Raw genomic sequence first — 20791 nt, 5'->3', positions numbered from 1 at the left:
TGTTCCAGTCGCCGGATCAAGTCCGTACAATTAGTACGTACATTACCTGTGGTTTTGATCACCCGTCAAGCAGGAGATGCCACGCGTGCGGGCTATGATGTGCTCGAGCGGCAAAGGAGTCAGTGTGAGTGTGCAACCAGCCGGGGCAGAGTCCCGGGAGCGGGCTAACGGCCTGAATCGGGAGGAGGGGCCGCCCCTTCATGCGCAGATCCGGGACATCCTGCACCGGCAGATACTGGAACGGCCGCTGCTCCCCGGTTCTCCCCTTCCCACCGAAGAGGAACTCCAGAAACAGTTCGGTGTTTCCCGCAGCGTGGTACGTCAGGCCTTGTCCGGACTGTCCGACCTCGGGCTGATCCGTCGCCAGCGCGGCCGCGGCAGCGTCGTGGCCGCCGCACCGGTCCTCCGCCGGCATCTCCAGCGTGCCGGTGGGCTGGATGAACAGGCCGCCGCGCACGGCCAGCGCCTGCGCACCCACGTCGTCGCCGTCGAACATGCCGCCCCGCCCGAATCAGCGGCAGAGGCACTGAACACCACCAACACATGGAAAATTGAACGGATCCGCTACCTCGAAGAAGTCCCGGTAGCGTTCATGAGAACCTGGGTTCCCCGGGATCTCTTTCCCCACTTCACCAAGGAACTGCTGGAAAACGCATCACTGCTCAACCTCATGCGGGAGCACGGCTACCATCCGGCAGGCGGACCCAGACAGGTCCAGGCCGTGGCCGCAGATGCTGACCTGGCGCTCAAACTCCATACCAGTACCCGCGAACCCCTGCTCCTGCTCCAAGGCGTTACACGCGACGCCCTGGGCCACGGCCTCGAATGGTTCAACGTCTGGCACAGCCCCAACACCGTCTTTGACGTCGACGCACAAGTGACGTCGCAGCCGACGCCTATCTCCCAGGAACACGTCCGACGCCTGCGGACCCTGACGCAGCAACTGGAATCCGAGCTGGCGGACCTCGAACGAGGCCCACGCTGAAGGAAACGCCAAGAAGTGCAGATGACTTCCGACCCCAGGAGCAGATGCCTGAACTGACACCGCTGGTGCGTCATTAGCAGTGCGGACGGAGCGGACTACGCAACCCCACCGCGCTTCTGAGTCGTGCAGTTGTGGCACACCCCAACCTGACGTTAAAGCGAAATTCCCGATTTCCGAATGAGCCGACTTCTGTGGCCAAACGAATCATGGAAAAGCCCAGGGGCTTCAACTCCGGCGGAGTTATGGGACAAGGGCACAACTCCGTGGCGGATGGATCTCAGGGGCTGACGGCGAGGAAGAGGAAGGCCGCCAGCAGGATGAGGTGGACACCACCTTGAAGACGAGTTGCCCTGCCGGGGACCACGGTGAGCACGCTTACGAGGATGGTGAGGGCCAGCAGTACGATTTGGGTGGCACCCAGGCCCAACAGCAGGGGGCCTTCCAGCCAAATCGAGGCGATAGCTATGGCCGGGATAGTAAGCCCGATGCTTGCCATGGCAGAACCCAGGGCGAGGTTGAGGCTGATTTGGATGCGGTTGCGACGGGCTGCGTTCGCTGCGGCCAAGGTTTCTGGGGCAAGGACGAGTAGCGCGATTACCACGCCCACAAAGGAATGAGGAAAGCCGAGGGCCGCAACCCCGGCCTCGATGGCCGGAGATTCGACTTTCGCCAACCCGACCACGGCTACAAGGGACACCAGCAGTAGCCCGATGCTCAGGGCCGTCTGTTGAGTGGTGGGAGGAGGTGCGTGTTCGCCCTCAGTCTTCCCGGTATCAGTGGCGGCCACAGGTAGGAAGAAGTCGCGGTGGCGCACGGTCTGAGTGGAGACAAACATGCCGTAGAGCACCAGAGACGCCACGGCGGCAAAGGCGAGCTGGGTGGTGGAAAACTGCGGGCCGGGCGTGCTGGTTGTGAACGTGGGCAGAACCAGACACAGGGTGGCCAGGGTGGCGACCGTAGCCAGGGCCGCGCCGGTGCCCTCGGCATTGAATTCAGCCAACCGGTACCGGATTGCGCCGAGCAACAAGGAGAGCCCGACAATACCGTTGGTTGTGATCATAACGGCGGCGAAGACTGTATCGCGGGCCAGAGAAGCGGTCTCAGGACCGCCGGAGATCATCAGAGTGACAATCAGAGCCACTTCGATAATCGTTACCGCCACTGCTAACACCAGCGAGCCAAAGGGTTCCCCTACCCGATGGGCCACTACCTCGGCATGGTGAACCGCCGCCAGGACCGCCCCTGCCAGCAGTACAGCAACTACTGTCACCGCCACCATTCCCAGGTCCCGGCCCCGGGTCACGACCAAGGCCACGATCGCCAGTACCGGCACCACCGTTGTCCACTTCAAAAGAAACGGCCAAGCACGGATTCCCATGCACGTCATTGTGTCAGAAACGGCAAGATCTCCCAGCCGCATGACGCTGTGCCTACTGCTCGGCAATTGCGCCTTGAAGTGGGATATTGATTCTTGAAGATGGGCGGGAGCTCCGGCAGAGAGGAGCGCAACCGAGTTCTTCGTGTGGGTTGGTCCGTCGGGCCCGGGGAGGTCAGAAACCGTTCCAGGTTGCTGATGGGCAAGACTAAATCCGGCACTACCGGCCCGAACCCGCACGCGGAAACCGTTCACCTGTCAGGGAGGCGATGGACTGGCCGGATCTCCGGCTGTGGCGGAGGCGTCCCTTGTTTGGGAAGGGGTGCGAGTCCGGGATTCCGCCGGGGAATATGGCCGGCTGCCATCATGTTGGCCTCTGGTGTGAAGAACATCGGATTTCTGTCCTTCGGCCATTGGACCGATCACCCCGGGTCCGGCACGCGCAACGCGTCGGACGCGCTGTTGCAGGCGATCGACCTCGCGGTCGCGGCTGAGGATCTGGGGGCTGACGGCGCCTACTTCCGCGTCCACCACTTCGCGCAGCAATACGCATCCCCGTTTCCTCTGCTCGCTGCGATCGGGGCGCGGACCAGTCGCATAGAGATCGGTACCGGCGTGATCGACATGCGCTACGAGAACCCTCTTTACATGGCTGAGGAAGCAGGCGCGGCCGACCTTATCTCGGGCGGCCGACTGCAGCTGGGCATCAGCAGGGGTTCACCCGAGCAAGTCATCGACGGCTGGCGTTACTTCGGCTTCGCCCCCGCCGAGGGCGAGTCGGATGCCGACATGGGCCGCAGGCATACCGAGCGTCTGCTCGAGGTGCTCACCGGAGAGGGCTTTGCGGCGCCGAGCCCTCGCCCGATGTTCCCGAACCCTCCGGGGCTGCTGCGCGTGGAGCCGTACTCGGAGGGCCTGCGGGAGCGCATCTGGTGGGGTTCCGGCTCGAACGCGACGGCCATCTGGGCGGCGAAGCTCGGGATGAACCTGCAGAGTTCCACGCTCAAGGACGACGAGAGCGGCAAGCCCTTCCACGTCCAGCAGGCCGAGCAGATCGAGCTCTACCGGCAGGCCTGGAAGGAGGCGGGGCACGAGCGGGAGCCACGTGTCTCGGTCAGCCGCAGCATCTTCGCACTGACGGACGAACGCGACTGGAAATACTTCGGCCGCGACCGCCACAGCGCCGACCAGGTGGGCAACATCGACGAGAAAACGCGCGCGGTCTTTGGCCGGTCCTACGCGGATACCCCCGACGGGTTGGCCGCGAAGCTGGCCGAGGACGAGGCGATCGCCGCGGCAAACACCCTGCTACTCACGATCCCGAACCAGCTCGGTGTGGACTACAACGCCCACGTCATCGAGTCGATCCTGAAGCACGTGGCGCCGCAGCTCGGCTGGCGCTGACCCCGTGTGGCACCACCTGTCGAAGGGATCAGCACCGGTCCCGCCGGTGCCCACCGGCGCCGGGCGGGACCAGGACGCGGCGCCGACCATCGGCGTCGTGCCGGAGTAAAGGACGTGTCATGGTCGGCTCATTTTTTCTGGAAAAAGCGGATCCCGGAAACCGCTGACCCTTAGGCATCGAAGTGGGTTTGGATGCTGTGGCCGGATAGCCGTTCAACCAGTTCAACGGCCACGGCACGCAGTTTCTGGTTGCGGTTACTGGAGACTTTGCTGAGGATGGCCATCGCTTCTGCCTGTGAGCACCTGTTCTGCGCCATGATGACCCCGCACGCCAGGTCGATGGCGGTCCTGCCGTGCATGGCCGCCTCCAGATCTTCCGCGCGGTTCACTGCAGTGATAATGCGGACTGAGAGGTGCAGAGCATTATGGGCGGCGGCGGCAAAGCCGACGGCTTTTTCATAGACCTTGGGAGTGAACGCGCCGGGTCTGGACGCAAAGAAGTTCAGAGCGGCCTTGGCGTTCCCGCTGATCTCCAAAGGCACGCCTAAGGAGCTGAGCACGCCCGCTTCGGCGAACTTCCGGTTCAACTCCGGCCACCGATTATCGGCAGCGACGTCGTCAATCAGCACCGGTGACATCTCCCGGAGCGCTGCCATGCAGGGACCATCACCAACGGCCGGCTCGATCTGATCCAACTCCACCGCACGTTCGCTGCTCCCTGCGGCAGTGGCGGGACTGCGCCCTGCCTTGACCGTGACCGCACACTCGACGGTGTCGCCGGATTCCTCGGAAACTGCAGCGGCGGCGAGCTTGGAGAGTCCGGAGAGAAATTCAGCGCCATTCTCTGCACCCACCAGGATGCTCTGGAGCTGATCTTTGGGATCGTTACCTGATGGACTCAACACGGGCCCATCTTACTGTTTTGCCTGTACTTACCGCTGGTGGAGCCGCAAGAGCGACCTGCCGGCCGCGGCTCTACGACGGGAAACTTTCATCACCAGGACAAGCTCCGACCGATGGCGCCTATCCGTGCTGCCTCGACACGGGCCAGTTACCCGATATGGAATTCCTGCGTCTGACTCCGCATGGAATGACACCACAATGTCCGCGTCTGGCGGGCCCTGTTTTCGGGAACAATGACGCCTTGGCAGGCGTTGGAGTCTCGTCAGAAAAATCCATCAGGAATGAGAAGCACCAAGTGGCAACTGATTATGACGAAGTGCGTTCCGACGTCAAGGAGTCCCAGGAGCGTTCACTGGAGGACTTGCAGTCCGCGAATGCCCCGGATGCCCGCAGCGTCGTCACGGAACTGGACGAGTCCGACGCACTCGATGAGGGACTGACTCCCGGGGGAGAAATTGTCTCTGAGGAGCTCATCGTTCAGGTCATTCCCCAGGGCGCGGATGAGTTCACCTGCTACTCCTGTTTCCTGGTCCGGCACCGGTCCCAACGGGCGCGGGAGGCGGACGGCCACTCATACTGCATCGAGTGCGAAAGCTAAGCGCGGACGCCGTCTCCCAGCTAGTCTGCCGCCGCCGGCCCGGTCATGGCCAAGGTGTTCTTCCCGGGGGTGATGCCCCGGCCGATCAATACCTGCCACAGCGCGTCTGCGGACTCCTGAGGACGTATGGGCCTGGGTGTTCGAGTGTTCCAATAACCGGCCCAGGGGGATCGAGCGGCCGAGCAAAGACCGGGAATACTTTTGCTATCCAGCGTCTGTGAATAAGAATTTTCCTAGTCCTTGTCGATCCGGTGCTTGCCTGTTCGACGCGATAGTAGAAGGACGCATCAGGCGACCTCAATACGAAGGAGAAGAACAGTGAAGTTCATGCTGATCATGCGGTCTACCGATGAGGCGAAAAAGGCATACGAAACCGCGGATTCCGAGCAGATCATCAACGCCATGGGCGCCTACAACGAGTCCCTCATGAAGGCCGGGGTGCTGCTCGCCGGTGAAGGGCTCTCCGATGACATGAGCGAAGCGTTCGTTATCGACTTCTCAGCCGAGAACCCCATCGTGACCGACGGTCCATATGGGGAAACCCATGAACTGTTCAACGGTTTCTGGATCATCCAGACCGCCAGCAAGGAAGAAGCGGTCCAGTGGGCCAGCCGCTGCCCCCTTGGCCCGGGCAGCAAACTCGAAGTCCGCCGCGTGACCGATATGAGCGACTTTGAAGATTTCGCCGACAACGAGTACCTGCAAAAGGAAGCAGGTTGGCGCGAGGAACTCAACCAGCCCTAGCCACATGCCCGAGATGGACCTGCCCTCCCCCACGCCGGCTATTCAGCGGACCCTGGACGCGGTGTGGCGGATCGAAAGCGCCAAAATCATCGCAACACTTGCCAAGGTGACCGGCGATGTGGGGATGGCTGAAGATCTCGCGCAGGAAGCCCTGATCGACGCCCTGACGCAATGGCCCGGGTCGGGCGTCCCGGATAACCCGGGCGCCTGGCTCACGGTCGTGGCTAAACGCAAGGCAATAGATGCGTGGCGCCGCCGGGAGCGGCTCGACGAACGCTACCGCGCGATTGCCCACGACCTCAGGGAGGTGACTGAGGACCAGTGGCAGCCGATCCCCGATGACGTGCTTAGGCTCGTCTTCACCGCCTGCCACCCCGTGCTCTCCCGTGAGGGGCAGGTCGCCTTGACGCTGCGAACCGTCGGTGGCCTGACCACCGAGGAGATCGCACGGATGCTGCTCGTTCCCGTCGCCACCGTCCAGCAACGCATCGTTCGGGCAAAAAAGACTCTCTCGGCCGCCCAGGTGCCCTTCGACACCCCCGAACCGAACGAGTGGAACGCGCGCCTGAGCGCGGTACTGGCGGTGCTGTACCTCATCTTCACCGAAGGCTATGCCGCCACAACGGGCGACCGGTGGATCCGGACCGAGGTCGCCAACGAAGCACTGCGCCTTGGCCGCGTACTCGCCGGCCTGCTGCCACGGGAACCTGAAGTCCACGGACTCGTTGCGCTGATGGAATTCCAGGCGTCCCGGTTCGCCGCGCGCGTCAACCGCGACGGCCGCCCAGTCCTGCTCGCGGACCAGGACAGATCACGCTGGGACAGGACCCAAATCGGCCGTGGCCTCACATCCCTGGCACGGGCAGATGCGCTCGGCCGCGGAAGGGGAAACTACTGCCTCCAGGCTGCCATCGCCCAATGCCACGCGACCGCCCGCAGTTTCGAAGGAACCGACTGGAACAAAATCGTTCTGCTCTACGAAGCCCTCGGACGCCTGGCACCCAGCCCCGTCGTCGAACTCAACCACGCCGTAGCCGTTTCCATGGCCACCGGACCTGCCGCCGCCCTGAAGATCGTGGACCGCCTCGTTGCCGAGGGCGCCCTCCGCCGCTCACACCTTCTGCCCGGTATCAGAGGAGAACTGCTCACCAAACTCGGGAGAATCGACGAAGCCAAAACCGAACTGCTGCAGGCAGCCGCACTCACCGCCAACGAACAACAAAAAGACGTTCTGCTCAAAAAGGCAGCCACCCTCTGATCCTGACGAGGAGACTTGTGCTTGAAAAGAACCCGCGGTGGCACCTGCGTTGCCTCGTCCATTCAGCGCCTATCCGCTCGCCCATTTCTCTATGAAGACCACACCGCCACCGCCGACATCGGCAGCTAGCTTGACGGAATCACTGTTATCGGCTCTTTAAATGGCCGGGGAGGGCCTGCAAAAGGGGCCGTTTTCTGCCGTCATTCGTGGCATCTTCGCTTGGAATCCCTTGACTCAAGATAGCTCAGCCAGCATCCGATTCACGGCGGGGATGTCCAGGAAGGCAGGGTCAAACGGTGCATCGGAGCCGGTTATGTCGGCCACCCATGCGGAGTATTCAGCGTGGTCAGGATGCGACCGGTCGGCCAAGGCATCCATGATCTCCTCGTAGCCGGGAAAACCTCCGGAGTCTTCCAGCGGGCCGCGCCGGGCACCGTCGAGCAGCCGGGCCGGCAGACTCTCTTCGACTGCGGGCCGGCGGGACACTAGCTCGAGCCGGTGTAGCCAGCTGTCACCAAAGTCGTACTCGTAGAACGCGCCGCCCGATCCCAGCGCGAGCAGCTCGTCCAGGGAGCAATCCTCCTCAGGCCTGTCGGCTCAAAGCCAGGGAGCCCCGGATCTCGACCAGACGCCAAATCTCAGGCTCGCTGTCGACCAGTGTCACGCGAACCTACAGGACCGAGTCCTGTCCCACTCCGGTCGCGGCTTCAAATTTATTCATCCCACCATTTTTACAGGCCTCCCTGCCCTACTACTTAGACGGGGACCTCTGGCCCCGACGGGCCCGTAGCTTGACGAAAGGTCCATTTATCGGCGTTTTGTCATTAGGGGCAGCAAGTCCTCAAAGGATTGCGATTTATCTGCCGACGTGAGTCCTGTTTGGTCGGAGACACGAGAAGAGGACGAATCCGCTGCCCTAAGACGGCGTGCGGGATGATCCTCAGCGCCGCCTTCTGGGTCCTCCGGGATACCAGGTTGCCCAGTACTTTGCTGAGTCCACAGCGTCGGCCCCGAGCCGCCAGCTGGTGAAGAAGGCTGCCAAGGCGAGTGCACTACCGTACCCGGCGACCGGTTGAGCGTCCGCTGCTGCGCCGGGTTCGGATGTCCCGGTGACTGTTGCGGCGATGCCAGCCAGAACCGCCAATCCCAGGGCCACCCCAATTTGCTGCGCCGAGTTGAGCAGTGCTGAGGCAACGCCGGCCTCGTGGGATGCCGTGTTGTAGACCGCGGCCTGGGTCAGGGCAATGACGCCGAGGCCGAACCCGAGGGCGAGAAGGAACATGGCCGGGGCACTACCCTGACGCCAGCACGGAAGCGACGGCTGCCATGCCTTAACTCGTGAAAGGTGAAGCGCGCCTTTCTGCTCCCCAGGCCATAACCAACGGCGACCTGACGGAATCGCCATGATCGGCTCTTTGGCCTGCCGGTAAGGGTTCGTGAACGCCCACTTGCTGCCCTTGTTTCATTGACCGGCTTGAATTGCCGGTGACATGCCTAGCGAACTACAACGCTGGGGTGTACCTTTTGGACACGGAACTCCGGCCTACCGCTCTTGGTCGGAGTTCCCCGTGTTTGGCGGCCCTACTCGCATGAAGCGCCGGTAAGAACGTGCATCGCTCCGGCTCAGCTGTCCGTCGGCACGAATAGTATAGAAACACCATGCACGGACACCAGTAAGTTGCGCGCGGCAACGTATGGGGCCTCAGCAGCTTCAGTCTGACCTGGACACTCGAGTCCCCGCTCCTCCCCCAAATACGAAGGAACGGTTCCCGTGTCTAACTACTCGGAGGGTGTAGTTGGGGCGGGGGCAGCGATCCGGGTGTTCAACCATCCTGTTACCAGCGTCCGTCATAACAGCCCCTTACTCATCACCCCGACCATTCCCTGGTGCGCATCGGACTACCGGTACCAGCCCACGGAGCGGTCGAAGCTGGACACCAAGGCTCCTGTCCCTGGTGCGCGGCCCCCGCCTGCGGGGAAGTAAATGGCTCCAAATTCGGCACCGAGGGCCTCAATCCGTGCACGTGCCCATACCTTGGCATCCTCTATGTCCCTTACTGGGACGCCTTCCCTGGTGGTGTTCCCCTCACCGAGATGGACATCCAACTGGTACTCCCCCTCCTGGGAAGCTCCGGCATGGTGGTCAGGATCGCCCTCATCCCGCCTGCTGATCATCACCTGCGCAGAAGCATGGAGAATCGACGGATCTTTGGCTTCACAGCCGTCTTGCCGCTGTTCCATCCGCAGGCGCGAGACCACGCTCTCTACGGTGTCTTCATCACTGACCATGTAAGCAGGTCCGCTGATATCAGCTTCTGAACCCCCGACACTTTTCAGGTACCGCATAAATTGCTCGGAACTGGACTGCCTGGAGTACATGCACCCTGCTTGAGGGTAGTTCGCGCGGCGATAGCCGACCCACCCAACCCTAGCCCCGCGAGGCTCGTTTGCACCGGTGCGGACAGGGATATTTTTCATTACCGGGGCCGTAGTGCTTCCCCGCACGACCGTGATGGAACCCGGGACCACGATCGATCTCGCGGTCGGAGCGGTGATAGTCCAGAACCGCTGCAGCCAGGAATCGGCCCTGAAGATCCTCAAGATGCCGTCAAAGCAACATGAAGCTCCGTGATGTCCCAGCAGCCGTCATTGTGTCCGTCTCCAGGGACCCAAAAGTGCTGACGGACTCGACAACTGGAACCAGCCACACGCACCCCTCGCAGACGAGGAATTCCTCGCCGAAGGATCCGGACACGGCAAGATCGCGGACTTCGTCAATGCTTCGCACGGTGACGATGGTCGGCGTTAAGCTGACAGGCTCCTCCTGGGCAGAAATCGCGCTCCGCGGGGAGATTCTGACCGTGGGGGCGGTTCGCCGGCTTCAGGGCAATCCCATCCCTTGGTCGCCTACCAAGCTGCCCAATCTAGTACTGGACGGCCGGAGCAGGTTGATTCCGAACGACAGGGTGTTGTCCCAAAACCCCCGCCGCGATCTTCCGTCGGGATGACTTCGGTACTGTCACGACGGAAAATGGCGGAAACAAGTCCAAAGGGGGTGGGCTAGAGAGGCTACTGCGATCGATGCCGACAAGTTGGCGGGCTGCTTCCGGCAGTCTCACCACTGAAAGTTTCAAGGCTTTGCCACGGGCTTTATCCTTCTTCGTTACCCGTTTTAGGGATGGCCTGGTTGGTGATCAGATCGATGCGGTCCGGGGCGTTTACCTGGTCGTTCGCTTGGATGGTGGCAACGTCACTGGCGTCTACTTCCTCAGCCCCGAAATTTCCGGCGGCTCCCTCTGATTCAGCGGCTTGACGGTTTTCAATCTTCTGACGCGCTTCACGAAGGTGGGAACCCAGCTTCTCTTCCGATTCCCGTCGACGTTGCGCGACGGTTCGCATCGGCTGCGTGCTCGGGGCCGACTGCCCGTGCTGATGCAGGCTTTGGTCCTGCCGGTCCTTGCTGTGTTGGTCACTCATAGGGGCATGCTCCCATCGCAACTGCTCTTCAGGAAGCCCAGGTAGGAAACACCGAAGCATCCTCGTCCTGATGGCAGGTGCTGCCCATGACCTCACACTTTTCGGCCGCTGGTACTTTTTTTATTTCCATGTGGGAACTATCAACTGCTGGTGCATCCGGGGACCGAGTCGGCTGGGGTACCGCGGATGTATGGTTGTGCTCGTAGTGTTGCTACACGTCTCCTATGCAAGGAAGTGCGAGGTGCAGGTGTGAACGAGTACGAGGCCTCACTTGTCATCAGGTCCGGAGCTGAGCAGCTGTCGGCGGCTTCTTCCGACCCCCGCTCGGAGGAAGGATACGCGGCAGTCAAGGCCAATATCTCGGAAGCACTGGAGCGCATAGCGGAAGCTCTTGGCAACTTTGAAGCCAGTTCCGGAGCGCCCAGCCGTTCAACCGGCTGGGTTCAGGACCTTCGCCGCGTAGCGGACGACCTGGGGGAATGATAGGGCTGCAACGCCGATGACAGCGAGTGGACCTGACGGGGCGCCTAAAGCACGTTTTGATCGGGCTGTGCTGGTCTTCAATCCCGGTAAGCCTGGCATGACCGCCAGGATCTACGAACTGCAACGGAACTCGCCGCCGGCGCACCGGATCTGCAGGTTGATTTGCTGCCGACCGACTTTGCGGGGCACGCGCGGGACCTGGCGCGGTCCGTGGCGGCCACCGGGTCTCCGCTAATTGTTTCCGTTAGCGGCGACGGCGGGTACAACGAGGTTGTCAACGGGGTGATGGACGTTCCAGACAGCAAGGCGGTGTGCACCGTTGTCGCGGCAGGGAACGCCAATGACCATCACCGGAGCATGCCCGCTACAACGTTGCCGCAGGCTATCCGGGAAGGACAGGTCCGGCACATCGACCTGCTGCGCATAACGTTTGGGGAAGAGCCGCCGGCACAGGTTCACTACGCCCACTCCTACATAGGTTTCGGACTTACGCCGCTTATGGCAATCGGAATCGAGAGCGGGGGAAAGGGCAAATTCCTCGAACTTTTGTCCGTGGCGCGCACGCTCTCTCACTTGAGCCCGTTCGAGCTCGTCCGGGCCGACGGGGCCACCGCGGGCTTTGGCAGCCTGATACTGGCCAATATCTCGCGGATGGCCAAGTATGGGACGGTGAGCGAGTCGGTCGGCCCCGACGACGGCCGGTTCGAGGTCGTGACGCTCCCGCACTCCGGGCGCTGGAAGATGGCCCTGATGACTCTTCGGGCCGTGACGCTGGGACTCGGGAATCAACCAAGCGTCAGCAGCTACGCATTCACCACACGGGACCCTGTTCCTTGCCAAATTGACGGCGAGGTCAAGCATCTTCCCGCCGCCACCCATGTGATGGTGGAAAGCGCCAAGGGCGCCCTGGCCGTTATCTGACCCAGGGCGCCCTCGCCGGTTATCTGATCAATGCCGGGGATCGCTGCCCTGCATGGACCGGGCTTCAGTCGAAGTGGATTTCCGCGGCGGCCCGCCGGATGGCTTCCAGCCGCTGTTCCTCGATAATGCCGAGGGCATCAAGTTCCTCTGCCCGTTCTGTCCGTTCCCCGTCCGCCTGGTGGTGACTTCGTTCAGGATTATGCCGAGCAGTTGGGCCAACCCTGACTTGAGATCCACGAGGTTGGTGTTGGTGATCAGGAGGCGTCGGTCTGAGACGCGGAGTTCGACGTCGCTGTATCCGGCCTCGTCAAGGCGGCGGCTGATGCTGCTTCCTTGGAGCAAATCCAATTCCCGGGGCTCGGGCCGGCGGGAAAAGACTACCGGAACGACGTAACGCGAAGGTGCCCGCGCTGTGCCGAGGTCTTTCGGTAACGCGGAGGCGAGGATCCCAGTGAGTGTTAGTGGTGAATTGACGCGTACGGGAGGAAGGGCCTGAGTGGTGGTCATGGCGTTTTGCCAACGCTCTTCAAATGCACTACCGGGCCCGCGTGCGCGTGGAACGGCTGTGACTTAGGCTCAGTGACCCGGGACCGGGCCAACTGGAGGGGGGACATTGGCGGGTGCTGCAAACGCATTTCCGCTGATATCTGTCCGCTTTTTTGTCCCAACTCCTCGGCTGCATCCGAGTCAGCGTGACTCAATGCCGTATTCCCGGTTTTTCCCGGGGCCGCGCAGAGGGGTGGGCTCTCCTATCAGGAACCGGATATCCAATCGTGGCATCCCGACGTACTTCGAGCTTACGCCCAGAGCGCCGGACCAGACGCAAATGCAGCACATTTCCGGGAAGTTGAGCTAACAGCGTTAGATGGGCCGCTGGCCGCTGGCGGCAGTCCATCCACTATCGGCGCGATTGAAACGCCTGCTCCTATGCCCGCTTACTAACGAAGCTGAAAACGTTGCGTCTCCTGGCCCAATTTCGCGCAATAGGCGGGCACCAAAACCGGCCCTAGCCGCGTTGGCGCGTCAGGCAGGCGTCGGTGCTAACGGGGAGGGCAGATCCCGGCCGGCAGCAAGGATGTCTTGACTGCGCTCCCGAAGGCCTCGTATCGAGGGCTCTGCTGCCTGCACTCGTGGGTACCTGTATCGTTCGAAGCCAGGAACCTTCGGTTCCGCTACAGGAGTAATCATGGCCGACAAATCCCCCCGCCAAACAGCATCCAAGAAACCCGCCAGGACCATCAAGGAAAAACGCGCCGACAAAAAGGCCGCGTCAGCACCGCCGCCCGGCTTCGGAGACAAGGCCACCCCCGCCAAGTCAACAAGCCCCAAGAAGAAGTGACCAGTATGACGGATCACCTCACCCTCGGAGTCCTTTCCAGCACCCGAAAACCTGACGAGCGGCGCCTGCCGATACACCCCCTGCACCTGCAGCGCATCACCCCCGAAATCCGGCAGCACCTGATTTTTGAGGAAGGCTACGGCGAGCGTTTCGGCCTGTCGGACTCACATCTGGCACCACTCGTGGGGCGCATCGTCCCCCGCGCGCAACTGTTGGCGGAGGCCGACGTCGTGCTCCTGCCCAAGCCGCAGCCCGAAGACCTTGCCGAACTACGTGACGGGCAGGTCCTTTGGGGTTGGCCGCACTGCGTCCAGGACCGGGCCATCACCCAGCTGGCAATTGACAAGAAACTCACGCTGATCGCCTTCGAGGCGATGAACCACTGGGCCAGCGACGGCGGATTCGGGCTGCACGTGTTCCACAAGAACAACGAACTGGCCGGCTACTGCTCGGTGCTGCACTCACTGGCCCTGACCGGCTCCACCGGGGACTACGGCCGGAGACTCAGCGCCGTCGTCATCGGCTTCGGCGCGACCGCCCGAGGTGCCGTCACCGCCCTCAACGCCCATGGCATCCACGACGTCCAGGTCCTGACTAACCGCGGGGTGGCCGCCGTGGGTTCGCCCATCCATTCGGTGCGAATTGCCCAGTTCGATCACGACCCCAAAGCACCCTTCCTCAGCGAGGTCATCACCGAACGCGGACGGGTCCCGCTGGCGCCGTTCCTGGCCGAAAGCGACATCGTGGTCAACTGCACCCTGCAAAACCCCAACGCACCCTTGACCTACCTGCGTACGGAGGACCTGGACGCTTTCCGGCCCGGCAGCCTGATCGTGGATGTTTCCTGCGATGAGGGTATGGGCTTTAGCTGGGCGAAGACCACCACCTTCGCCGAGCCGATGTTCACAGTGGGCGATCACATCGATTACTACGCGGTGGACCACAGCCCCTCCTACCTCTGGAAGTCCTCCAGTTGGGAGATCAGTGAAGCCCTGCTGCCCTTCCTGGAAACCGTGATCACCGGCCCAACGGCCTGGACGGGGAACGAGACCATCAGCCGCGCAATCGAAATCCGCGATGGCGTGATCCTAAACCAGGACGTGATGCAGTTCCAGCAACGGGAACCGGAGTACCCACACTCCCCACTACCCGCCTAGAAGGTACGCCACCTCATCGCCCGGGGGACATTAAGCCAGGCCTAGCAAGAGAGGATCGGCCGGATGCGGGACCATCCTTCCACACGTTTGCGGTCGAACTAGGCGCTCAATATCGTCGCTAGCTGCCTCACCGACCGCTGCGGCAGCTAGCTTGGAGAGCCCGGTGAGGAACTCAGGGCGATTTCGGGCCACGAGAATGCTCTGAAGCTGACCCACGGGTTCGCTTGCGAGTGAATCGGCATGCGCCTAGTCGTATTGCGCCCATCTCGGTTGAAAGGGGTTCTCGTGTGGCTGAAACTCTTGGGCGCGTGATCGCGGCATCCGTTGGGCTAACCAGCGGGCATTTATATCCTTGAAGGCCAAGGCAAGTATCTGCTGGTCAAAGTCATCAGGCTGCCGTAGCCAGTGGAGGTAGGCGTCGAAGCCGAATCTGTCGGCCCTTCCGCCGTTGGCCCAGCACCGTAGCCACAAGTCACCAGGAAGCCAGTGTCATGGTTGACCATCAGCCGCGCCACTAATCGCGGATTCTTCATCAGGTGCCTCACCAAGGACGTGGGGGATGCTGCACTGCTACGGAAACCAATAACAATGCCAGCTAGGGAAAGGCACCACAACCCCGTGGGCTTAGGTGTCAGGTCGATCTCAGCAGGGACTTGCCAAAGTCCTTGCGGAAGCTGCCGATCGGTCGTCCATTAGCGTCCAGCACGTCATACGTCGCGCCGAGTCGGCGTAGCGTTCGTCGAAGGCTTGACCCCGATGTACGGGCTGTTCGCCATCATCGGTGAAACAGCCGCGATCTCCTGGCTCCTGATCAAAGGCCGCAGGCTCACCATCAGCTAACCCGCTACACCGCAAAAAAGTCTCACGGCCGGCCCGTCTCAAACGGGCCAGCCGTGCCGGTAGAGGTTCTTAACTTGTGGAGAATTGTTACCCGGCCGGGCAATGGAAAGAAAGTCAGGCGTCGAAGTGGGTGCGGATTTTCGGGTTGGCGGTCAGGGAGGCGACCACTGATGCTGCTACATCACGGAGTTTGATGTTGCGGCTGTTGGATGCGATTTTCAGGATCTTCATGGCCGCGTCCTGGCTGCAGCGGTTTTGGGCCATGATCGCCCCGGCTGCCAGGTCGATGACGGTGCGCGATTCCATTGCCGCGGCCAGGTTGTTTTTTGCTTCGGCGAGCTGGCTTATGCGTACCGCGAGTCGGAGGGCTTTGGAGGCGTGGTAGGCGTAGGACTGGACGTTGTCGATGTCCTCGCCGCTGAATCCATGGGAGCGGGTGGAGTACATGTTCAGGCCAGCTTCGGCTTCCCCTTCCAGGGCCAGCGGCACCGACAGGCTGGACCCGACCTTTTCCGCCAGCGCCGCTGCTGAGTAGCCGCGCCAGCGGCGTTCTGTCCGGACGTCCGGCACGTGGATCACGCTCCCTTCGCGGATGGCGGTAAGGCATGGACCATCACCGGCGCGGTATTGGGTTTCGTCGAGCCGGCGTGCGCCCTCTGCGCTGCTGGCGACCGTCACGGGCTTCTTTTGCCGCAGCAGGGTGATGCTGCAGAAGGCAACGGCAGGGTCCGAAAGTGTGAGAGCAGTGAAGTTCGCCAGTTCGTCCAGCATCACCTTCACGTCCTCGGTCTTCAGTACGAGGTCCTGCAGATGATCGACGAGCAGCTCTGGCTGCAGGTGAAGTGGTTCGGGGGCCATGACTTGGCCTCATTCCTATTAATGTCCCGTACGGCACCCTTTGATGCGCGTTCCGAACGGACGCTGCGGCCGCCCATGGCGACCGCATATGGAGTTTGGGTCTCTTAGCTGTTGCCGGTGTGGACGATGCTTTCCTGGTCCTCCTCATGGGCCGGGGCGTCGGCAAGACCCTCCGGAGTCAGATCCATGTCCTCAAGGGCGGCATGGGTGACAGCGGTGCTGGGGCTGGTGTCATTCATAATGAATCGTCCTTCGCGTCTGCCCTCAAGCAAGGGGGCTGGGCAGTCCAACGGGGCACTCGACCTGGAATCCGCAGCGCGGCACAGCGCCCCGGTGGCAGAGTAGGTGGCAAGTAATTCCTCGGTGCCGTTTGCTGGCCCGGGAACGTTCAGACGGTGGTCTTCGCCTGGCATCCGGACGGATCCCTGGGCTCTCCGCAGCCCCGGTAATCAGCACCGCGGCGGAATGTCAATCACCCGGGACTGCCGGCCTGCGGAGCAGTGGGTGCCACCGCGATTGACCTTCCTGCCGGCGCCCGGGGCGGCTGGGCACACCACCGCCAGGTGGAGGTTGGTGTCACGCTCGCAGCACCAGGGGGCTTCCCGCGCGGTTGGCGCGTCGAGCGGGCTATTACTCGGTGGAGTCGAGGTCATGGTGATTAGACCATCGCCGGGTAGCTGGTGAGGATGTAGTCAGCAGCGGCAGGGCACTTCTTCATGCGCAGCCCTTCTCCGGGACTGAGCCGCTGGGCCATTGCAGCCCAAAAAACGTGTTCTGGCTGCGGTTTCTGCCGGGACACGCAGCACCAGCTGGTGTAAAGGCCGTAAAGGGAGTCCCCGTGAAGGCTTATGCCGGCCTCGTGGTCTCTGTAAGTGGCTTCTTGGAGGAACTGGTCGAACTGTGAATGCGCCAATGTAGGGCTCTTTTCACTACGGTGCAGGTCTCCGCCGTTCGGCTACAGCGGCCTTAACTCAGATGCCGTGCACGGGGCACTGAGCGTACTACCTGACCATTCGCGTTTCCGACGCTCCGGCAGGCTCTACCTGGTGAAGCAGGTTCTCCCTGAATGAAAAGTGAGCAGCCAGGTCGGCCATGCCAACACTGATCCCTTTACTGAAACCATGTCGACAAGTTCTCTACACTGTAGACTCTAGGCGTAGGCTAGGTGTTTAGCAAGCTTACGTATCGCTGTATGGGTGCATGAAACAACTGGACGGACCGATATGCCCTCTGCCGAAAGTCGCGACGACCAAGCACCCCCACGAAGGGGGCGCCTGAGCAAGGACATCGTGTTGAAAGCGGCTTTGGAGCTGGTGGACTCCGAAGGCCTCGAAGCGTTGAGCATGCGCCGTCTTGCCCAGGAACTGGGCTGTGACCCCATGAGCCTCTACCGGCACGCAGCGAACCGGGCTGCCCTGCTGGACGGCGTCACCGAGCTCGTGTTCAACGAACTGGCGATCTTTCCCGATGACCCTGACTGGCAGGCACAACTGCGCCGGATAGCCCACGACCTCCGGCTCCTGGCCCTCCGTCACCCCAACGTCGTGCCCCTGCTGGTCACCCGACCACTATCCACTCCCCTGGGCTTACGCCCGCTGGGGACGCTCCGTCCGCTGGAACAAATCCTGACGCTGCTGATAGACGCCGGATTCGCCCCCACCGACGCCCTGCACGTCTACCGCGCCTACTACGGATTCCTCTACGGACACATCCTCAACGAACTCCAGGAATACATCGTGGACCCGGACGAAAACGAAGCAATCCTGCGCCTGGGCCTGCACCACCTGCCAGCCAAAAAATTCCCCCACCTCAGGGCACTGGGACCAGTCCTCGCAGACTACGACGGCGACGCCGAACTCGACCAAGGCCTCACCATCCTTCTCAACGGACTCAGCACCCAACTAGCTACAGGCCACTAAGCCCAGTAAGGGCTCGAGAACAGTCGAGATAGTCCAGAGAATCTGGACTTGATGAAGTCCGCTTGGGGCAGCGAGCTTCCCACCCCGATTTTCGCGCCCGCCGACTGTCAGCGTGGGACCTGAGAACATCACGAGCCACTGTCAATAAAAACGGAATTTGGCACTACCCTGACGCCAGCACGAAAGCGACAGCTGCAGACTACCAGCCGCTGCCCGTCGTACCTGGGCCCGTCCGAAGGCTAACTGCAGACGGTGGCTTGTGGAAGCGAGGTGTGCTCAAATGAGGGGAATAAGCAGATGGTTCACCTACGACCATAATGCTGGAATCGAAGCGGTCATGGATACTGAATTGCCGCTGGCTGACGAGCTGGCCGCAGTGTTTGCCCGGCTGTCCAACGTGCTCCTAAATGAGGAGACGGTCGCCCATGCCCTGAAGCTCATCACCGAAGCTGCGGTCCTGGCCGCGGATGGTGCCGCGGGAGCGGGTGTATCCCTGATTGACAGCAACGGCAGACGCAGCAGCGAAGCTTCCACGGGCACAATTGTGCTGGAGGCCGACTCCTTCCAATATGATCTCGGACAAGGCCCGTGCCTGAGTGCATGGGCCTCCGGACACCCGGTGGATATAGCGGATGTCCGCACCGACCTCCGCTGGCCTGAATGGGGTCAGGCAGCGGATGAGTTGGGCCTACGCTCCTGCCTCAGTGTCCCCCTCCTTGCAGGAAACCTGGCTTTCGGAGCCATCAAAATCTACTGGGCCAAACCCCACGCGGCAACGCATCGGCAGAGTCATTTGCTGGAACTGTTCGCAGCCCAAGCCTCGATCTTCCTGGTCAATGTCCAGGCCCGGGAGCGCGGCCGAATGTTGAGCGAGCAACTGAAGTCGACACTGACCCAACGGGACATCATCAGCACCGCCAAAGGGATCATCATGGCCGGCCAGGGCATCGGCAAGCACGACGCGATGCTTCACCTGATGGCCAGAGCCCACATCGAAAACCGGACGCTGCCGGACGTGGCAGAAGAGATCATCGAGTCCACGCCGGGACTCGATCATGACCAGGGATGAAACATGGGCCGCCGCAGGGGATGAGTACGCACAATGCCAGGACTTTCATCTAGCCTTCAGGGCTGCATCACTGACTCTTGAGCAGGTCTGGATGAAATACTTCGGCATTGGAGGGGAAGCCGGCCTGATCGAGGTCCAAGCCTACGTCTACGGCGCCCTTAGCTTCCCTGCCCTTGAGCGCGATCTCCTGGCGCACGCCCTAAACGAATCTCTGAACACCCTCGGCGTCAGCGGCCGACGGGCCAGTTACAGCCAAATAATCTACCCCTGCACAGAATAAGACGCTATTGGCGCAGCGCTTCCTCCATGCCCATGAGAAGGCGCATTCCCCCAGCGTCCAAGGACCGGCCCGAGTTGCTGAGGACCACGACGCCGGTGTCGAGTTCCGGCAGCAGGCCCAGATGGCTTCGGAGTCGTTCGTCCCGCTTCAGGATGCCCGCACCGAGGGCAATGACACCGTGGTCCCCTACAGAAGGGACCACGTCAAGGACGCTCCCCGGGTCGCCGAAGACGGCCATCTTGAGCCCTCCGAGGAGGACCGGCTGTACGCGCACTACAACCTCGGTCCGGCACCTCGTGCACGGACACCACGTCCCGGACCGGCACCGCCGATGCCGGGGAACGTACCGGAACGGTCGGGCACGACACCTCCGGCCCCACCACCGATGATGCGATGACCCGCTCGGAAGAGCCGCTCCACGTCGGTACCGAGAAGCAGGCCGCAGGCCGGGCCCGGCTTCGTAAGTACGTCACCACCGAGAATGTCACCACGACCGTCCCGGTGCAGCGCGAAGAAGTCCGGGTCGAGCGTGAACCCATTACCGACGCGAACGTCGGCGCTGCGATGGGCGGCCCCGCGATCAGCGAGGAAGAACACGAAGTCATCCTCCACGAAGAACGTCCCGTGGTGGAAAAGGAAACCGTCCCTGTCGAACGGGTCCGCCTGGACAAGGACACCGTGACCGAAAACGTCACCGTCAACGAAGAAGTCCGCAAAGAAAACATCGAAACCGACGGTATCGACGACACCCGCCGCTAACGACCAGCTGCGCAACGGGCCCGGGCACTTCGCCCGGGCCTTGCCATGCCCGCGGACATATCTAAAAGACCGGCGGCCAGCCGAACTGCCTAGGTCCGAGGTGCTGATTGTGCGGGCAGATGGGCCCTGCGGGAACTTTCTTCGACGCCTATCTCGTACCAGAAGATCGCGACCGGTTCCGGCGTCGGGTTATCAAGATGCCGGTACAGGGCATCGAGCAGTCCTGCGAGTTGTTCATCAGACAATCCGGAGATCGTCCCCTCCGGCCCCCGGGGATCATTGAGGATCCTGAATAGTCCCAGCTCGGTCATCGCCAGCCGGGACATTTCGCGGTGGCGTCGCCCCCGGCTGCCCATCCAATCGGCTGACCTGTGATTCGGCCTGAATGCCCTCTTCGGGTATTGGTGGCGGACATCTGCGCG

General features: G+C 62.0%; 23 protein-coding genes and 1 pseudogene. 13 read left to right on the top strand and 11 right to left on the bottom strand.

Annotated features, from left to right (window positions below):
* Positions 1-124 precede the first annotated feature (124 nt).
* Positions 125-985, top strand: coding sequence for a GntR family transcriptional regulator (locus QFZ70_RS01720; RefSeq protein WP_307093803.1), 861 nt, complete (start codon positions 125-127; stop codon positions 983-985).
* A gap of 277 nt (positions 986-1262) precedes the next feature.
* Here QFZ70_RS01720 and QFZ70_RS01715 read toward each other — a convergent pair whose 3' ends face one another.
* Complete coding sequence (locus QFZ70_RS01715) at positions 1263-2363, bottom strand: calcium:proton antiporter (protein WP_307093802.1); 1101 nt, start codon at positions 2361-2363, stop codon at positions 1263-1265.
* A gap of 378 nt (positions 2364-2741) precedes the next feature.
* On the opposite strand from QFZ70_RS01715, the gene QFZ70_RS01710 reads away from it, so the two are divergent.
* Positions 2742-3764, top strand: a complete 1023-nt coding sequence (locus QFZ70_RS01710) for an LLM class flavin-dependent oxidoreductase (RefSeq protein ID WP_307093801.1) — start codon at positions 2742-2744, stop codon at positions 3762-3764.
* Positions 3765-3934: 170 nt separating this feature from the next.
* Here the strand turns inward: QFZ70_RS01710 and QFZ70_RS01705 are convergent, their stop codons facing one another.
* Positions 3935-4669, bottom strand: a complete 735-nt coding sequence (locus QFZ70_RS01705; RefSeq protein ID WP_307093800.1) for a GAF and ANTAR domain-containing protein — start codon at positions 4667-4669, stop codon at positions 3935-3937.
* A 293-nt stretch (positions 4670-4962) separates the two neighbouring features.
* Between QFZ70_RS01705 and QFZ70_RS01700 the strand changes: the two genes are divergently transcribed.
* From QFZ70_RS01700 to QFZ70_RS01690, 3 genes are all read left to right on the top strand, one after another.
* Positions 4963-5265, top strand: coding sequence for a DUF4193 domain-containing protein (locus QFZ70_RS01700; protein ID WP_307093799.1), 303 nt, complete (start codon positions 4963-4965; stop codon positions 5263-5265).
* A 318-nt stretch (positions 5266-5583) separates the two neighbouring features.
* Positions 5584-6009, top strand: coding sequence for a YciI family protein (locus tag QFZ70_RS01695; protein ID WP_307093798.1), 426 nt, complete (start codon positions 5584-5586; stop codon positions 6007-6009).
* Between the two features lie 4 nt (positions 6010-6013).
* Positions 6014-7267: an RNA polymerase sigma factor gene (locus tag QFZ70_RS01690; protein ID WP_307093797.1), complete on the top strand. Its 1254-nt coding sequence runs from the start codon at positions 6014-6016 to the stop codon at positions 7265-7267.
* Positions 7268-7501: 234 nt separating this feature from the next.
* On the opposite strand, the gene QFZ70_RS01685 is transcribed toward QFZ70_RS01690, so the two are convergent.
* From QFZ70_RS01685 to QFZ70_RS01670, 4 genes are all read right to left on the bottom strand, one after another.
* On the bottom strand, positions 7502-7819 hold the full coding sequence (locus QFZ70_RS01685) for a plasmid pRiA4b ORF-3 family protein (protein WP_307097766.1): 318 nt from the start codon (positions 7817-7819) through the stop codon (positions 7502-7504).
* 388 nt (positions 7820-8207) lie between these two features.
* Positions 8208-8549 carry a hypothetical protein gene (locus QFZ70_RS01680; protein ID WP_307093796.1) on the bottom strand — a complete coding sequence of 114 codons (342 nt, stop codon included), beginning with the start codon at positions 8547-8549 and terminating at the stop codon, positions 8208-8210.
* Between the two features lie 617 nt (positions 8550-9166).
* Complete coding sequence (locus QFZ70_RS01675) at positions 9167-9646, bottom strand: hypothetical protein (protein ID WP_307093795.1); 480 nt, start codon at positions 9644-9646, stop codon at positions 9167-9169.
* 771 nt (positions 9647-10417) lie between these two features.
* The gene (locus QFZ70_RS01670) at positions 10418-10744 is read right to left on the bottom strand and encodes a hypothetical protein (RefSeq protein WP_307093794.1); all 327 of its coding nucleotides are present in this window, start codon (positions 10742-10744) and stop codon (positions 10418-10420) included.
* A gap of 249 nt (positions 10745-10993) precedes the next feature.
* On the opposite strand from QFZ70_RS01670, the gene QFZ70_RS01665 reads away from it, so the two are divergent.
* Both QFZ70_RS01665 and QFZ70_RS01660 read left to right on the top strand, forming a co-directional pair.
* The gene (locus QFZ70_RS01665) at positions 10994-11227 is read left to right on the top strand and encodes a hypothetical protein (protein WP_307093793.1); all 234 of its coding nucleotides are present in this window, start codon (positions 10994-10996) and stop codon (positions 11225-11227) included.
* 162 nt (positions 11228-11389) lie between these two features.
* Entirely contained in the window at positions 11390-12148 is a 759-nt protein-coding gene (locus QFZ70_RS01660; protein WP_307093792.1) for a diacylglycerol kinase family protein, read from the top strand.
* 27 nt (positions 12149-12175) lie between these two features.
* Here the strand turns inward: QFZ70_RS01660 and QFZ70_RS01655 are convergent, their stop codons facing one another.
* A complete protein-coding gene (locus QFZ70_RS01655) occupies positions 12176-12655 on the bottom strand; it encodes a hypothetical protein (RefSeq protein WP_307093791.1) in 480 nt (159 codons plus the stop codon).
* A 679-nt stretch (positions 12656-13334) separates the two neighbouring features.
* Here QFZ70_RS01655 and QFZ70_RS01650 point away from each other — a divergent pair.
* Positions 13335-13487, top strand: a complete 153-nt coding sequence (locus QFZ70_RS01650; protein ID WP_307093790.1) for a hypothetical protein — start codon at positions 13335-13337, stop codon at positions 13485-13487.
* 5 nt (positions 13488-13492) lie between these two features.
* Positions 13493-14644 carry a N(5)-(carboxyethyl)ornithine synthase gene (locus QFZ70_RS01645; protein ID WP_373461506.1) on the top strand — a complete coding sequence of 384 codons (1152 nt, stop codon included), beginning with the start codon at positions 13493-13495 and terminating at the stop codon, positions 14642-14644.
* Positions 14645-15598: 954 nt separating this feature from the next.
* Here QFZ70_RS01645 and QFZ70_RS01640 read toward each other — a convergent pair.
* From QFZ70_RS01640 to QFZ70_RS01630, 3 genes are all read right to left on the bottom strand, one after another.
* Positions 15599-16342 carry a GAF and ANTAR domain-containing protein gene (locus tag QFZ70_RS01640; protein WP_307093788.1) on the bottom strand — a complete coding sequence of 248 codons (744 nt, stop codon included), beginning with the start codon at positions 16340-16342 and terminating at the stop codon, positions 15599-15601.
* Between the two features lie 104 nt (positions 16343-16446).
* Entirely contained in the window at positions 16447-16581 is a 135-nt protein-coding gene (locus QFZ70_RS01635; protein WP_307093787.1) for a hypothetical protein, read from the bottom strand.
* Positions 16582-17000: 419 nt separating this feature from the next.
* Positions 17001-17255, bottom strand: coding sequence for a hypothetical protein (locus tag QFZ70_RS01630; RefSeq protein ID WP_307093786.1), 255 nt, complete (start codon positions 17253-17255; stop codon positions 17001-17003).
* 310 nt (positions 17256-17565) lie between these two features.
* On the opposite strand from QFZ70_RS01630, the gene QFZ70_RS01625 reads away from it, so the two are divergent.
* The 4 genes and pseudogenes from QFZ70_RS01625 to QFZ70_RS01610 all read left to right on the top strand — a co-directional run.
* On the top strand, positions 17566-18261 hold the full coding sequence (locus QFZ70_RS01625; RefSeq protein ID WP_307093785.1) for a TetR/AcrR family transcriptional regulator C-terminal domain-containing protein: 696 nt from the start codon (positions 17566-17568) through the stop codon (positions 18259-18261).
* 337 nt (positions 18262-18598) lie between these two features.
* Positions 18599-19330 (top strand): GAF and ANTAR domain-containing protein, encoded by a 732-nt coding sequence (locus QFZ70_RS01620; RefSeq protein WP_307093784.1) that lies wholly within the window; start codon positions 18599-18601, stop codon positions 19328-19330.
* A 91-nt stretch (positions 19331-19421) separates the two neighbouring features.
* Positions 19422-19610: a hypothetical protein gene (locus QFZ70_RS01615; RefSeq protein WP_307093783.1), complete on the top strand. Its 189-nt coding sequence runs from the start codon at positions 19422-19424 to the stop codon at positions 19608-19610.
* Between the two features lie 127 nt (positions 19611-19737).
* Positions 19738-20369, top strand: a pseudogene (locus tag QFZ70_RS01610) (YsnF/AvaK domain-containing protein); the annotation flags it as partial.
* A gap of 89 nt (positions 20370-20458) precedes the next feature.
* On the opposite strand, the gene QFZ70_RS01605 reads toward QFZ70_RS01610, so the two are convergent.
* A complete protein-coding gene (locus tag QFZ70_RS01605) occupies positions 20459-20725 on the bottom strand; it encodes a hypothetical protein (protein WP_307093782.1) in 267 nt (88 codons plus the stop codon).
* Between the last annotated feature and the right edge of the window lie 66 nt (positions 20726-20791).

The organism is Arthrobacter sp. V1I9, assembly GCF_030817075.1.
Taxonomy (GTDB): domain Bacteria; phylum Actinomycetota; class Actinomycetes; order Actinomycetales; family Micrococcaceae; genus Arthrobacter.
The sequence above is the reverse complement of the archived record's forward strand: the minus strand, read 5'-3'. Positions and strand labels throughout refer to the sequence as shown.